The sequence below is a fragment of the Pseudomonas sp. Pseusp9 genome, from assembly GCF_059491265.1.
In genome coordinates, this window is record NZ_CP168500.1 from 6,204,789 (window position 1) to 6,220,083 (window position 15,295).

Consider the following 15,295-nt stretch of genomic DNA (forward strand, 5'->3'; position numbering starts at 1 on the left):
GCTGACTCCCGGCTCCCGAATTGAAGTCCATCATAGAGCCAACCGATGACAGGAATAAACCGTCGCGGCGCGTACTAACCTTGAGTCCTGTACACTGCACGACCTTGGCAGCCACACATTCCCCCGGCTGCGCTCCCGATCCTGGATTTTCCGGCCATGCAGAAAGAAACCGAAATCAAACTCCGCGTCAGCCGCGAAACCCTCGCCGCCCTGCGCGAGCACCCATTACTGAAAAAACGCAACAAAAGTGGCTGGGAACGCCGTGAGTTGATGAACCAGTACTTCGACACGCCCGAGCGTGATCTGGCCCAGGCCAAGGTGGCCCTGCGCCTGCGCAAGGATGGCGAAGAAGTGATCCAGACCCTCAAGACCCGCGGCCAGAGCGTCGCCGGTCTGTCGGTACGTAACGAGTACGACTGGAACCTGCCCAAAGCCAAGCTCGACCTGAAGAAACTCGACGGCGAATGCTGGCCCGAGGAACTGGCCGAACTGGACAAGAAAACCCTGAAGCCGATCTTCACCACCGATTTCGTCCGCGAACGCGCGGAAATCGCCTGGGGCCGTGGCAAGACCAAAGTGGTCATCGAAGCCGCGCTGGACCTGGGTCACGTCGTGGTCGGCAAGCAGAAAGAAGAAATCTGCGAGCTGGAACTGGAACTACGCGAAGGCGAGCCTGCCGCATTACTGGAACTGGCTGCCGAGCTGGCCGAGAAACTGGCCCTGATGCCCTGCGACATCAGCAAGGCCGAACGCGGCTATCGTCTGTACGACGCCCACAGTTATTCGTTGAGCCTGCCAGCGCCGCAGATCACCGCCGAAACGCCACTGGACGACGCGTTCGCCGCGCTGAGCTGGCATTTGCTGGGCAGCAGCCAGCGTCTGGCCGAGCAGTATCGCTTCAACGGTCACTGGCGCCTGTTGCAGGATTGGGTCGAAAACCTCGCGGAAATGCGCGCGCTGATCAGCAGCCTGGGCCAGGCTGCTCCGCGTCAGTCGACCCACGATCTGCGTATCGCCCTCGATGCCTTGCTCGAGGACTGGCGTCCGCTGGTTCAGGCCGGCCTGGACGATGAAGACGTGCGCAAGGCCGCGCCCGAACAGTTCCTCGAAGAGCTCGAAGACCCGCGCTGGGGCCTGTTCTCTCTGACCACCTCGCGCTGGTTGCTGGCCCGCACCTGGGCTGCCGACCGCAACACCCGTGGCAATCGCCAGGGCGCTGCGCAATTGGGCAGTTGGTTGCCGCGCCTGCTGGGCGAAGAAGCCAACTCGCTGCAATTGCAGCGCTACCAGCAACAGCCGGAAGACCTGGCCGAGCAACTGCCGCGCATCGAACGCATCCAGGTCTGGCTGCACCATGCGCGTAGCGTGCTGGAGATCCCGGAAATGGATCGCCTGTACGGTGAGCTGAACAAGCTGGCACAACTGGCCAACGAATCGATCACCGACGAAGTCCTGGATGCGCGCAAGCAGCAGGCGATTGCGGTGTATCAGAACCGCGCCTGGAAAATGCTGCTGCGTCTGTAATACCGCCTTCGCTGGCAAGCCAGCTCCCACAGGATTTATGCGGTCCTTGTGGGAGCTGGCTTGCCAGCGAAGAGGCCGGGACATTCACTACACATTTCAGACCGGCAAACTGGTGGTCGACTTGATCTCCGACAACGCCACGATCGAATTGACCTCCTGGATCCCCGGCACCATCGACAGCTTCTCAAAGAAGAAGCGCTCATACGCCTCGATGTCCGCCGTGACAATCCGCAGCAGGAAATCCACCGCCCCCATCAGCACGTAACACTCCAGCACTTCCGGAAAGCCGCGAATCGCCTCGGTGAATTCGGTGAAGTTCGAACGCCCGTGGGCATTGAGTTTCACCTCCGCGAAGATCTGCGTGTTCAGGCCGATTTTCTTGCGATCGAGCAAGGTCACCTGGCCGCGAATGATGCCCTCCTCTTTCATCCGCTGAATCCGCCGCCAGCACGGCGATTGCGAGAGCCCCACCTGCTCGGCGATCTGCGCGCTGGACAGCGAAGCATCCTCTTGCAGCAAGGCGAGGATCTTGCGGTCGTAGCTATCCAGCTCGTTCTGCATAAAAAAACCTTTTTCTGGCCAACAAGTGAATTAATTGATTCTAAATTCCTGCAATGTTGCCAATCATAGAGAAGAAATACCCGGCACGGGATGTAAACATTTCTCCAGTAATTCTGGAGCCTGACCATGCCGTATCTCGAAGCCGTGAACACCCCACCTGCCCGCGCCGATGTCTGGAACGTCAGCAACGCCCATTGCCGCGTTCGCTATCAAATGCTGGCCGAGGCAGAACCCGACCTGCTGTGTCGCGCCCTCAACCTGTTCGCCTTGCAATTGCTCACGCCGGAGCAGGTCAACGTGCAACGCCAGGACGACTGGCTGGCCATCGAAGTCGTCATCGACGGATTGAGCTGGCACCGTGCGCAAGTGATTGCGGAAAAACTTCGTAATCTGATCAGCGTCTGCTCGGTGGAGCTGCAAGATGCTGATTCCACATGGGCCGAAGCGGTTCAAGCGGCGGGCTGAAAAACGCCGAAACGGCTTCGGCGGGTAGTGGCCCAGCGGTCGGTCGGACCACGGCTATCCTTTGCGCACTGTCGTTCAAAAGGAGCCCGCATGTCCGTACAAATCACCCTTCAGGACCGCTGGCTGGATCTCAATGATGTGCTGCGCGAACTGGTCGCCCAAGGCTTTATCAGCCAGGACTCGGCCGAACATGCGCTCAATGCCCGCCGCCGCAACGCCACCCATGGCCAGATGCATCCATTGGAATTCATCGCCAGCCAGCAACTGGACGACCTCAGCCGTCCCGGCAAACCACTGGACCTCGAAAGCCTGACCCTGTGGCTGTCCCGGCAGGCCGGCCAGCCTTACCTTCGCATCGACCCGTTGAAAATCAACGTCGCCGCCGTGACCCCGCTGATGTCCTATGCCTTTGCCCAGCGCCACAAGATCCTCGCGGTAGCGATCGACCGCGATGCGGTGACCGTGGCCAGCGCCCAGCCTTATGTCAGCGGCTGGGAGGCGGACCTGACCCACGTGCTCAAATTGCCGATCAAGCGCGTGGTGGCCAACCCGGCGGAGATACAGCGCTACAGTGTCGAATTCTTCCGCCTGGCCAAATCGGTCACCGGGGCGAACAGTGCCGACCCACAAGTCAGCACCCTCGGCAATTTCGAACAGTTGCTCAACCTCGGCGCCAGCGACCAGGAGCCGGACGCCAATGACGCACACATCGTCAATATCGTCGACTGGCTGTTCCAGTACGCGTTCCAGCAACGCGCCAGTGACATCCACATCGAACCCCGGCGCGAACAAGGCACGGTGCGCTTTCGCATCGACGGCGTGCTGCACAACGTCTATCAATTCCCGCCCCAGGTCACCATGGCCATCGTCAGTCGCCTGAAAACCCTGGGGCGCATGAACGTTGCGGAGAAACGCAAACCCCAGGACGGCCGGGTGAAAACCAAGACCCCGGACGGCGGCGAAGTCGAGCTGCGTTTGTCGACGCTGCCTACAGCCTTCGGCGAAAAAATGGTCATGCGGATCTTCGACCCGGAGGTCCTGCTCAAGGACTTCGATCAGCTCGGGTTTTCTGTCGACGACCTGCGCCGCTGGCAGGACATGACCCGCCAGCCCCACGGCATCATCCTCGTCACCGGGCCGACGGGTTCGGGCAAGACCACGACCCTCTACACCACCCTGAAAAAACTGGCGACGCCGCAGGTCAACCTCTGCACCATCGAAGACCCGATTGAAATGGTCGAGCCGGCGTTCAACCAGATGCAGGTCCAGCACAATATCGACCTGACCTTCGCCGCCGGCGTGCGCGCGCTGATGCGGCAAGACCCGGACATCATCATGATCGGCGAGATCCGCGACCTCGAAACCGCGGAGATGGCGATCCAGGCTGCGCTCACCGGGCACCTGGTGCTGTCGACCCTGCACACCAACGATGCACCCGGTGCCATCAGTCGCCTGCTGGAACTCGGTGTGCCGCACTACCTGATCAAGGCCACGGTGCTCGGCGTCATGGCCCAGCGGCTGGTGCGAACCCTGTGCCCGCACTGCAAGGCGCCGCTGACGCTGGGTGAAGACGATTGGCAAACCCTGACCCGTCCCTGGCAGGCACCATTGCCGGGCAATGCCCAGCGTGCCGTCGGTTGCCTGGAATGCCGCGACACCGGTTATCACGGTCGCGCCGGGGTCTACGAAATCATGCAACTGAGCGATGGCATCAAAGCGCTGATCAGTCCCGATACCGATTTGCTGGCCGTGCGCCGGCAGGCATTCAAGGAAGGCATGCGCAGCTTGCGGCTGTCGGGGGCGCAAAAGGTCGCCGCCGGGTTGACGACCATCGAGGAAGTTCTGCGAGTGACACCCCAGAGCGAGCAGAACTGAGCCCGACTGTTCCTATCCGGCAGGGCCCCGCTACACTCCAGCGAGTGCAACTCCACAGATCCACACATCAACAAGGAATCGTTATGCAGACCGGTAGTGTGCTTTTGCTTTTTGTCGGCCTGGTGGTCGCCATACTGTTCATGGGTTTCAAGGTCGTGCCCCAAGGCTTTGAATGGACCGTCGAGCGTTTCGGGCGCTACACCAACACGCTCAAGCCGGGGCTGAACGTCATCGTTCCGGTCATGGACCGCATCGGTCGCAAGATGAACGTGATGGAAAGCGTGCTGGATATTCCGCCGCAGGAAGTCATCACCGCCGACAACGCCACGGTGCAGATCGACGCCGTGTGTTTCTTCCAGGTGGTCAACTCGGCCCAGGCCGCCTACGAGGTCAACAACCTCGAGCACGCCATCCGCAATCTGCTGCAAACCAACATCCGTACGGTGCTCGGCTCGATGGAACTCGACGCCATGCTCAGCCAGCGTGACGCCATTAACGAAAAGCTGCTGCGCACCGTCGATGAAGCGACCGCGCCTTGGGGCATCAAGATCACCCGGATCGAAATCAAGGACATCAGCCCGCCCGCCGACCTGATGGCGGCAATGTCGGGGCAGATGAAAGCCGAGCGGATCAAGCGTGCGCAGATTCTGGAAGCCGAAGGCCTGCGTGCCGCAGCGATCCTGACCGCCGAAGGCAAGAAGCAGGCACAGATCCTCGAGGCCGAAGGCAGCCGGCAAGCCGCCTTCCTGGAGGCCGAAGCCCGTGAACGACAAGCCGAGGCAGAAGCCCAGGCCACCAAAGTGGTGTCCGAGGCCATCGCCAGCGGCAATGTGCAAGCGGTCAATTACTTCGTGGCGCAGAAGTACATCGATGCGCTGGGCAAGTTGTCTTCGGCCAACAACAGCAAGGTGATCCTGATGCCGCTGGAGGCCAGTTCGATGATCGGTGCGGTGGGCGGCATTGGCGAAATCGTCAAGGCCACTTTCGATAACAAGAAAGCCTGAGGCGCACCATGTGGGCATTTTTGCAGCACCTTTCGTTCTGGGACTGGTTGGCACTGGGCACGGTGCTGTTGATTCTTGAAGTGTTCGGCGCTGGCGGCTACCTGTTGTGGATCGGCATGGCGGCAGCAGCCGTGGGCGTCTTGACCTTCCTCCTGCCGGGCCTGTCCTGGGAATGGCAGTTTCTGTTGTTCGGCCTGCTGTCGATCGCCACCGCGTTGTACTGGTGGCGGCGTCAGCGTACGGCGACGCGCCCGAGCGATCAGCCGCACCTGAATCTGCGCGGCCAGGAACTGATCGGCAAAACCTTCGTGGTGCATGAAGCGATTGTCGACGGTCGCGGCAAAATCAAGGTGGCCGACGGCGTGTGGATGGCCCGCGGGCCAGACACTGCCATTGGCAGCCGCGTGCGGGTGGTCGGCCAGCAAGGCGCAATCCTGCTGGTCGAAGCGGCGGAATAAGTGACCATGGAACTCGATTGAGGGTTGGCAATCCAAGGGCGTAGTTAACCCAGTGGAGTCACCCTTTCATGCGTTTCAAGCTTGCTGTCGCTACCGTCGCCCTGTTGTCCCTGCCTGTCGGTTCGGCGATGGCTGATACTTTTTGGAGTAACGTTCTTACATCCGGCGCAACCACCGGTTCGAGCTATCTGACGTCCAGGGATAACAAGCTGATCGTCGCGGCACAGGACGACGCCAGCAGCTTCGTCGCCAGCGACGGCGGTATCCGCGGCCCGTACCTGGAAGCGGCCATGCAGAAAGTCCGCGCCGCCAACCCGGGCCTGCAAGCCACGGACATGGAACTGGCGAACGCGATCCTGGCGAAGAATGCCGTGGCTTCGGAGTAAGTAATACCCGCATAAAAATGCCGCTCACATGAGCGGCATTTTTTTGCCCTGCGTACACCTGTCCCAGGTTCACTGATACCCCTGTAGGAGCGAGCTTGCTCCGGGCGGCGTTCCGACGATGGTCGTTAACGATGCCGCGTGTCTACTGACTAAACGCAGCGCACTTGAGTCCATCGCGAGCAGGCTCGCTCCTACAGGGGTGATGTGTTGCCTGGGAGATCAGCGGTAATCATCCACCGGCACACACGCACAAAACAGGTTCCGGTCCCCATACACGTTGTCCACCCGGTTCACCACCGGCCAGTATTTGTGAGCCTTGGTGTGCGCGTCCGGTGTGACCGCTTGCTCGATGCTGTATGGCCGCTCCCACACTCCAGTGATATCGGCCAACGTGTGTGGCGCACCTTTCAACGGGTTTTCTTCCGCCGGCCAGTTGCCATTTTGCACCTCGTTGATTTCCGCACGGATGCTCAGCATTGCTCCGATAAACCGGTCCAGCTCCGCCTTCGATTCACTTTCGGTCGGTTCGACCATCAGCGTCCCTGGCACCGGAAATGACATGGTCGGGGCATGGAAGCCGTAATCCATCAGGCGCTTGGCGACGTCCTCTTCGGTGATACCGGTCAATGCCTTGAGCGGTCGCAGGTCAAGGATGCATTCGTGAGCCACTCGTTCGTTGCGCCCGGTGTAGAGCACCGGGAACGCGCCCGACAAATGCCGCGCCAGGTAATTCGCGGCCAGGATCGCCACCTCGCTGGCGTCCGCCAGTTGCGGCCCCATCATGGCGATGTACATCCAGCTGATCGGTAGAATGCTTGCACTGCCCCAGGGCGCTGCGCTGACGGCACCATTTTGCGGGTGCGGCCCGTCGATCGGCACCACCGGATGGTTGGCCACGAACGGTGCCAGATGCGCCCGGACGCCAATCGGCCCCATGCCCGGCCCACCGCCACCATGGGGAATGCAGAAGGTCTTGTGCAGGTTCATGTGCGAGACGTCGGCGCCAATATCGGCCGGCCGCGCCAGCCCGACCTGGGCGTTGAGGTTGGCACCATCCATGTACACCTGACCGCCGTGCTGGTGGATCACTTCACAGATTTCGCTGATACCTTCCTCATACACGCCATGGGTCGAAGGATAGGTCGCCATCAGGCAGGCGAGTTTGTCTGCGGCCTGCGCGGCTTTTTCCTTGAGGTCATCCAGGTCGACGTTGCCCGCCTCGTCACACTCGACGATCACCACGCGCATCCCGGCCATTTGCGCCGACGCGGGATTGGTGCCGTGAGCCGACGAAGGAATCAGGCAAATATCGCGGCCGCCCTGATGACGACTCTCATGGTATTTGCGGATCGCCAGCAGCCCGGCATATTCGCCCTGGGCACCGGAGTTGGGCTGCATGCAGATTGCATCGAAACCGGTGATCGCGCACAGCCAGCGCTCCAGTTCTTCGATCATCAACCCATACCCGGCAGCCTGCTCTTTCGGCACGAACGGATGCAGGTTGGCGAATTGGGGCCAGGTGATCGGGATCATCTCGCTGGTGGCGTTCAGCTTCATGGTGCAGGAGCCCAGCGGGATCATCGATTGATTGAGCGCCAGATCCTTGCTTTCCAATTGCTTGAGGTAACGCAGCATTTCGGTTTCGCTGTGATGGGCGCTGAACACGGGGTGGCGCAGATAAGGCGAAGTTCGCACCAATCCTTCGGGAATTCCGCCAGGCAAGACTTCGGCATCCAGGTCCTCGATGCTGAGCCCGTGATCGGCCCCCAGAAACACGTCGAACAGCTTCGCCACGGTGTTTTCGTCGCAGCTCTCGTCGAGGCTCAAGCCCAGTTGGCCGCGCCCGAGAATACGCAGGTTGATCTGCGCGGCCCGGGCACTTTCGATGATGGCTGTCTGGGTTCCACCCACCTCCAGCGTCAGGGTGTCGAAGAAGTGCCGGTTGACCCGGCTAATACCGTTGCGCTCAAGCCCGGCGGCAAGGATGCAGGTCAGCCGATGAACCCGCTGGGCGATCCGCTTGAGCCCTTCCGGACCGTGGTAGACCGCATAAAAACTGGCGATATTGGCCAGCAGCACCTGGGCCGTACAGATGTTGGAGTTGGCCTTCTCCCGGCGGATGTGTTGCTCGCGGGTTTGCAGGGCCATGCGCAGGGCTGTGTTGCCCCGCGCATCTTTCGAAACACCGATGATCCGCCCGGGAATCGCTCGCTTGTATTCATCGCGGCTGGCAAAAAATGCCGCATGGGGCCCGCCGTAGCCCATGGGTACGCCAAATCGCTGGGACGAACCGAACACCACATCGGCGCCCAGTTCACCCGGCGGGGTCAGCAACAACAGGCTCAGCAAATCCGTGGCGACACAGGCCAGGGCCTGTTGTGCGTGGAGGTAATCAACCAGCGGCCGCAGGTCGTGGATCTCGCCGTGGGTGTCAGGGTATTGCAGCAGCGCGCCGAACACCTGGTGTTGCTTCAAGTTATCCACAGTGTCGACGATCAACTCGAAACCGAAACCTTCAGCACGTGTCTGCACTACTGAAATGGTTTGCGGGTGGCAGTTTTCGTCGACAAAGAACAGGTTGCTTTTGGACTTGGCGACCCGCTTGGCCAAGGCCATGGCTTCCGCCGCGGCAGTGGCCTCATCAAGCAGCGAGGCGTTGGCCAGCTCAAGACCGGTCAGGTCGATGGTCAGTTGCTGGAAGTTCAGCAACGCTTCGAGTCGGCCTTGGGCGATCTCCGGCTGATAGGGCGTGTACGCGGTGTACCAGCCGGGATTTTCCAGCACGTTACGCAAAATGACGGCCGGTGTGAGGGTGCCGTGGTAGCCCATGCCGATCAGGCTGGTCCAGACCTGGTTCTGCTCGGCATAACCGCGAAGTCTGGCCAGCGCGGCTTCTTCATCGAGTGCCGGGGGCAGGTCCAGCGCCCGATTGAGGCGGATGCCCGGCGGCACGGTTTGCTCGATCAATTCGACCCGGCTGCCCAGGCCGAGGCTGTCGAGCATCGCCTGTTGCTCGACGGCATCGGGTCCGAGGTGGCGGCGCAGAAAGGCATTGGGGTCGTGTAACTGGCTCAGGGACGGCAACTGGGACATGACGGGCTCTCTCTTGACTGGCGCTCAGCGTCGATGCAACACGGTCAAACCAGCATAGCAGTCGATATCCGCGTGGATGTCGTAGCGCGGCGATCCAATCCGGATCATCATGTGCGGCGTCAACCTAATGTCCGCTGATCGGGTGATCTGTATCCATGAGCCAACTGCCGTTCCTGCCGTTTTCCAAACCCACCATCGATGAAACCACGATTGCCGCTGTCGGCGACGTACTGCGCTCGGGCTGGATCACCAGCGGCCCCAAGGTCCAGGCCTTCGAAGCGCAACTCTCGGAGTATTTCGGCGGGCGCCCGGTGCGCACCTTCAACTCCGGCACCTGCACCATGGAAATCGCCTTGCGTATTGCCGGGGTCGGGCCGGGCGATGAAGTGATCACCACGCCTATTTCCTGGGTCGCCACCGCCAACGTCATCCTGGAAGTCGGCGCCACCCCGGTGTTTGCCGACATCGACCCGGTGACCCGCAATATCGATCTGGATCAACTGGAAGCGGCGATTACCCCCCGCACCAAGGCCATCATCCCGGTGTATCTTGCCGGGTTGCCCGTGGACATGGCGCGGTTGTACGCCCTGGCGAAAAAGCACGGTCTGCGGATCGTCGAAGATGCGGCCCAGGCACTGGGCTCCAGCTGGAACGGTCAGCGCATTGGCTCGACCGGTGATTTCGTGTCCTTCAGTTTCCAGGCGAACAAAAACGTCACCTCCTCCGAGGGCGGTTGTCTGGTGCTGAATACGGCCGAAGAAGTACGACTGGCAGAGAAATACCGGCTGCAGGGCGTTACCCGCACCGGCTTCGATGGCCTGGACGTCGATGTGCTGGGCGGCAAGTTCAACATGACCGACGTCGCCGCAGCCATTGGCCTGGGGCAATTTGCTCATATCGAAGCGATCACCGCTCATCGCCGTGACCTGGCCCGGCACTATTTCGCCTGCTTTGGCGAGGATTTCGAAGCGCAGTACGGAGCGCAACTGCCGCCAGCGGATTTCACCCACAGCAACTGGCATTTGCTCCAGCTGGTACTGCCGGAGCGTACGGATGGCAAGCCGGCACGGGCGACTTTCATGGAGCAGATGCAGGCTTTGGGTGTCGGGATCGGCTATCACTATCCGCCGATTCACCTGTTGAGCCTTTACCGCGAGCGCGGATTCAAGGAAGGCATGTTCCCGGTCGCCGAGCGGGTCGGTCGGCTGATTGTCTCATTGCCGATGTTCACGGCGATGAGCAAGGCCGATGTCGAGCGTTCGGTGACGGCCGTGAAGGCCGTTCTAGCCCAATAAACCTGTGGGAGCGAGCCTGCTCGCGAATGGGGAGTGTCAGTTGGCATGAATGCTTGCTGACACAACGCTTTCGCGAGCAGGCTCGCTCCCACATGGATTTTCACAAAGCGAGCGTTATTCGCCGATGGCAGCCTGGTAGCCGGCAGCATCCAGCAGTTTGTCCAGCTCGGACTTGTCGCTTGGCTTGAGCTTGAAGATCCACGCGCCGTACGGATCGGAATTGAGCAACTCAGGCTCACCGCTCAGCGCTTCATTGACAGCGATCACTTCACCGCTGATCGGTGCATAAATGTCGGAAGCGGCTTTAACCGATTCAACGACACCCGACTGATCACCAGCAGCAAACACGTTGCCGACTTCAGTCAGCTCGACGAACACCACATCACCCAGCGCTTCCTGCGCGTGATCGCTGATGCCCACGGTGACGGTGCCATCAGCTTCCAGACGTGCCCACTCGTGACTTTCGGCAAAACGCAGGTCGGCGGGGATATTGCTCATGTTCTGTGTCCTCAGGAAATAGGTCAGCGGTCGTGCCCGCCGAAATAGATTAGATCAAGGTTTTGCCGTGACGGACGAAGGTCGGTTTGACCACTCGTACCGGGTACCACTTGCCACGGATTTCCACTTCAGCGCGGTCGGCAGTTGCCATCGGCACGCGCGCCAGTGCAATCGACTTGCTAAGCGTAGGAGAGAAACTACCACTGGTGATCTCCCCTTCGCCAACATCGGCGATGCGGACCACCTGATGAGCGCGCAAAACACCGCGCTCCTCAAGGACCAGACCGACCAGTTTTTGCTGCACGCCGACAGCCTGCTCGGCTTCCAGCGCCTTGCGCCCGATGAACTGCCGGGTGGCAGGTTCCCAGGCAATGGTCCAGGCCATATTGGAAGCCAACGGTGAAATGTCCTGCTGGATGTCCTGACCGTAAAGGTTCATGCCGGCTTCGACCCGCAAGGTATCCCGCGCGCCAAGACCGATGGGGGAAATCCCGGCACCGACCAGATCGTTGAAAAAGCCTGGCGCCTGATCGGCCGGCAGAATGATTTCCAGGCCGTCTTCGCCGGTATAACCGGTGCGCGCGATGAACCAGTCACCGTCGGGCTGCCCTTCAAAGGGTTTGAGGAGCTGAATCAGGTTACCCCGGGACTGGTTGACCAGCTCGGCAATTTTTTGCCGGGCGTGGGGGCCCTGAATGGCCAGCATCGCCAACTCGGAACGCTCGCGAAGTTGCACGTCGAAACCGTCGAGATGCGCCTGCATCCAGGTCAGATCCTGATCGCGGGTGGAGGCATTGACCACCAGGCGATAACCCTCATCGAGACGATAGACGATCATGTCGTCGACAATGCCGCCCTGCTCATTGAGCATGGTGCTGTACAACGCACGGCCGGGGCTGTGCAGGCGTTCGACATCATTGGCCAGCAAATGCCGGAGCCAGGCTTTGGCCTGGGCGCCACCGACGTCGATTACGGTCATGTGGGATACATCGAAGACACCGCAATCGCGGCGCACCTGATGGTGCTCCTCGACCTGCGATCCATAATGCAGAGGCATGTCCCAACCGCCAAAATCGACCATCTTCGCGCCGAGTGCGAGATGAAGGTCATACAGAGGCGTACGCTGTCCCATGGGTTTCTCCTTCCGGGCGTGGCGAAGGTGCGGGCAAGTGCTGCACGGACTGAATGCCTTGAAACAAAGGGCCTTTAGCCGATTTCAGCTACCTGGTCTGTCAGACGGACCGCACCGAATGCCGCGCATTGTAGCCGCAAGGTGTAGGACTGGCACCTAGCTGTTTCGATGTGCCGAACGCCGGATCAATCCGATGACCGGCAACAGCCCGACCAGCACCAGCGTCAACGCTGGCAAAGATGCCCTCGCCCATTCTCCTTCGCTGGTCATTTCAAAGATCCGCACCGCCAGCGTGTCCCAGCCAAACGGGCGCATCAGCAGGGTCGCGGGCATTTCCTTGAGCACGTCGACGAACACCAGCAGGCCAGCGCTCAAGGTGCCGGGCAACAACAATGGTAGATACACTTTGAAAAACAGTCGCGGCCCACTGACGCCAAGGCTACGTGCCGCTTCGGGCAAAGATGGCCGTATACGCGCCAGACTGCTTTCGAGTGGCCCGTAGGCCACGGCAACGAAGCGCACCAGATAGGCCAGCAACAATGCCGACAGACTACCCAGCAGCAGCGGCTTGCCCGCGCCACCAAGCCAGCTAGAGAGCGGGATCACCAGCTCGCGATCGAGGTAACTGAACGCCAGCATGATCGACACCGCCAGCACCGAACCCGGCAAGGCATAACCCAGGTTGGCCAGACTGACCCCGGAACGAATGATCCGGGTGGGCGCCAGTCGTCGGGCAAACGCCAGTAACAGGGCGACGCTGACGGTGATCAACGCCGCCATCGCCCCCAGGTACAAGGTGTGGACGATCAACCCGGCGTAGCGCTCGTCGAGATCGAAGCGCCCACGCTGCCAGAACCACACCGCCAATTGCAGCATCGGGATCATGAAAGCGCAGGCAAACACCAGACAGCACCACGTCGTGGCCGCCAGTGCCTTGAAGCCTCGCAGGTGATACAGCGCCTTGACCCGTGGTCGCTCGTTGCTCGCCCGGTTGTTCCCGCGAGCACGCCGTTCACCGTATAGCACGAGCATCACCACCAGCAGCAAGAGGCTGGCCAGTTGCGCGGCGGAAGACAGGCTGAAAAAACCGTACCAGGTCTTGTAGATGGCCGTGGTGAAGGTATCGAAGTTGAACACCGACACTGCGCCGAAATCCGCCAGGGTCTCCATCAGCGCCAATGCCACGCCCGCACCGATGGCCGGTCGCGCCATGGGCAATGCCACCCGCCAGAACGCCTGCCAGGGCGATTGGCCAAGGACCCGCGCGGCTTCCATCAGGCCTTTGCCCTGGGCGAGGAAAGCCGTGCGGGCCAGCAGATATACATAGGGATAGAAAACCAGCACCAGCACCACAATCACACCGCCCGTGGAGCGCACGCGCGGCAGCCGCAGACCACTGCCGAACCACTCGCGCAGCAGGGTTTGCACAGGGCCGGCGAAATCCAGCAGGCCAACAAATACGAACGCGAGCACATAGGCTGGAATCGCAAAGGGCAGCATCAATGCCCAGTCCAGCCAGCGCCTGCCGGGGAATTCACAGAGGCTGGTCAACCAGGCGAGGCTGACACCCAGCAAGGTGACACCCGCACCGACACCAAGCACCAGCGTCAGCGTGTTGCCCAACAGGCGCGGCATCTGTGTGTCCCACAAGTGAGACCAGATTTGAACGTCAATGGTTTGCCAGGAAAGCAACAGGACGCTCAGTGGCAACAGAACCAGCGCAGCGATGGCGAAGACGACTGGATACCAGCGGCGTTGGGCGGGGTGGGCCACAGGCTTGGTTCTCTACTATCTAATGGATGAGATCGACACTGTAGGAGCGAGCAAGCTCGCGAAAAACGTCAACGATAACGCGGGAAGCCTGACGGTCCGCGGTGCCCTGACGTTCATCGCGAGCTTGCTCGCTCCTACAGCGTCAGAGGCGCGTAGCGCAAAAACAAACGCCCCGCACAGGCGGGGCGCAGCATCACGGCTGACTCAGTTCCAGCCAGCCTTGTCCATCATGCGAATCGCCTCAGCCTGACGCTTGCCGGCAATTTCCACCGGCAAGGTATCGGCAATGAACTTGCCCCAGGCCGCCACTTCTTCGGATGGATGAACGGCAGGATTCGCCGGGAACTCCTGGTTCACGTCGGCAAAGATTTTCTGCGCTTCAGGCGTAGTCATCCACTCCACCAGGGCCTTGGCCGCTTCCGGGTGCGGCGCGTGTTGCGTCAGGCCGATACCCGACAGGTTCACGTGTACGCCACGGTCAGCCTGGTTCGGCCAGAACAGCTTCACCGGCAGGTCTGGCTTCTGCTTGTGCAGGCGACCGTAGTAGTAGGTGTTGACGATACCGACGTCGCACTGGCCGGCGTTGATCGCTTCCAGCACCGCGGTGTCGTCGGAGAACACGTCTGTGGACAGGTTCTTGACCCAGCCCTTGAGGATTTCCTCGGTCTTCCCGGCACCATGCACTTCGATCATGGTCGCGGTCAGGGACTGGTTATAGACCTTCTTCGCCGTGCGCAGGCACAGACGGCCTTCCCATTGCTTGTCGGCCAGCGCTTCGTAAGTGGTCAGTTCACCCGGCTTTACCCGATCAGTGGAATAGGCAATGGTCCGCGCCCGCAGGCTCAGGCCGGTCCAGGCGTGGGAGGCTGCCCGGTATTGCAGCGGAATGTTGGCGTCGATGGTTTTCGAGGTGAACGGCTGGAGGATACCCATCTGCTCGGCTTGCCAGAGGTTGCCGGCATCGACGGTGAGCAGCAGGTCGGCCGGCGTATTTGCGCCTTCGGCCTTGAGCCGCTGCATCAGGGGCGCTTCCTTGTCGGTGATGAACTTCACCTTCACCCCGGTCTTGGCGGTGTAGGCATCGAATACCGGCTTGATCAGCTCGTCGATTCGCGAGGAGTAGACCACCACCTCGTCAGCGGCCTGGGCGGCGGTGCTGCCGATCAGGGTCAAGGCCAGTGCGGTCAGTAGACGCTTCGATGCCAACATGGGAGCGATCCTTCGATTGAAA

At 60.9% G+C, this 15,295-nt stretch carries 13 protein-coding genes; 7 read left to right on the plus strand and 6 right to left on the minus strand.

All coding sequences use genetic code 11. From position 1 onward, the window contains the following. Positions 1-156 precede the first annotated feature (156 nt). Complete coding sequence (locus ACEN8E_RS28340) at positions 157-1,524, plus strand: CYTH domain-containing protein (protein WP_495590694.1); 1,368 nt, start codon at positions 157-159, stop codon at positions 1,522-1,524. 96 nt (positions 1,525-1,620) lie between these two features. Here ACEN8E_RS28340 and ACEN8E_RS28345 read toward each other — a convergent pair whose 3' ends face one another. Then, positions 1,621-2,085 (minus strand): Lrp/AsnC family transcriptional regulator, encoded by a 465-nt coding sequence (locus ACEN8E_RS28345; protein WP_495590695.1) that lies wholly within the window; start codon positions 2,083-2,085, stop codon positions 1,621-1,623. Between the two features lie 126 nt (positions 2,086-2,211). Here ACEN8E_RS28345 and ACEN8E_RS28350 point away from each other — a divergent pair, with 126 nt between their 5' ends. The 5 genes from ACEN8E_RS28350 (at position 2,212) to ACEN8E_RS28370 (ending at position 6,273) form a co-directional block, all read left to right on the plus strand. Further along, a complete protein-coding gene (locus ACEN8E_RS28350; protein WP_495590696.1) occupies positions 2,212-2,550 on the plus strand; it encodes an ACT-like domain-containing protein in 339 nt (112 codons plus the stop codon). 90 nt (positions 2,551-2,640) lie between these two features. Then, the gene (gene tfpB, locus ACEN8E_RS28355) at positions 2,641-4,425 is read left to right on the plus strand and encodes a type IV pilus assembly ATPase TfpB (protein ID WP_495590697.1); all 1,785 of its coding nucleotides are present in this window, start codon (positions 2,641-2,643) and stop codon (positions 4,423-4,425) included. An 83-nt stretch (positions 4,426-4,508) separates the two neighbouring features. Further along, positions 4,509-5,429, plus strand: coding sequence for an SPFH domain-containing protein (locus ACEN8E_RS28360; RefSeq protein WP_495590698.1), 921 nt, complete (start codon positions 4,509-4,511; stop codon positions 5,427-5,429). An 8-nt stretch (positions 5,430-5,437) separates the two neighbouring features. After that, positions 5,438-5,887, plus strand: a complete 450-nt coding sequence (locus tag ACEN8E_RS28365; protein WP_495590699.1) for an NfeD family protein — start codon at positions 5,438-5,440, stop codon at positions 5,885-5,887. Positions 5,888-5,955: 68 nt separating this feature from the next. Continuing rightward, entirely contained in the window at positions 5,956-6,273 is a 318-nt protein-coding gene (locus tag ACEN8E_RS28370; protein ID WP_495590700.1) for a DUF2388 domain-containing protein, read from the plus strand. A gap of 219 nt (positions 6,274-6,492) precedes the next feature. On the opposite strand, the gene gcvP is transcribed toward ACEN8E_RS28370, so the two are convergent. Beyond that, positions 6,493-9,366, minus strand: coding sequence for an aminomethyl-transferring glycine dehydrogenase (gene gcvP / locus ACEN8E_RS28375; RefSeq protein WP_495590701.1), 2,874 nt, complete (start codon positions 9,364-9,366; stop codon positions 6,493-6,495). Positions 9,367-9,521: 155 nt separating this feature from the next. Between gcvP and ACEN8E_RS28380 the strand changes: the two genes are divergently transcribed. Then, entirely contained in the window at positions 9,522-10,661 is a 1,140-nt protein-coding gene (locus ACEN8E_RS28380) for a DegT/DnrJ/EryC1/StrS family aminotransferase (RefSeq protein ID WP_495590702.1), read from the plus strand. Positions 10,662-10,775: 114 nt separating this feature from the next. Here ACEN8E_RS28380 and gcvH read toward each other — a convergent pair whose 3' ends face one another. The 4 genes from gcvH to ACEN8E_RS28400 all read right to left on the minus strand — a co-directional run bounded on the left by gcvH (position 10,776) and on the right by ACEN8E_RS28400 (position 15,273). After that, positions 10,776-11,159 carry a glycine cleavage system protein GcvH gene (gene gcvH, locus ACEN8E_RS28385; RefSeq protein ID WP_495590703.1) on the minus strand — a complete coding sequence of 128 codons (384 nt, stop codon included), beginning with the start codon at positions 11,157-11,159 and terminating at the stop codon, positions 10,776-10,778. Positions 11,160-11,208: 49 nt separating this feature from the next. Further along, positions 11,209-12,291, minus strand: coding sequence for a glycine cleavage system aminomethyltransferase GcvT (gene gcvT, locus ACEN8E_RS28390; RefSeq protein ID WP_495590704.1), 1,083 nt, complete (start codon positions 12,289-12,291; stop codon positions 11,209-11,211). A 156-nt stretch (positions 12,292-12,447) separates the two neighbouring features. Beyond that, positions 12,448-14,064, minus strand: coding sequence for an ABC transporter permease (locus ACEN8E_RS28395; RefSeq protein WP_495590705.1), 1,617 nt, complete (start codon positions 14,062-14,064; stop codon positions 12,448-12,450). Positions 14,065-14,268: 204 nt separating this feature from the next. Beyond that, positions 14,269-15,273 carry an extracellular solute-binding protein gene (locus ACEN8E_RS28400; protein ID WP_057398749.1) on the minus strand — a complete coding sequence of 335 codons (1,005 nt, stop codon included), beginning with the start codon at positions 15,271-15,273 and terminating at the stop codon, positions 14,269-14,271. Positions 15,274-15,295: the final 22 nt, after the last annotated feature.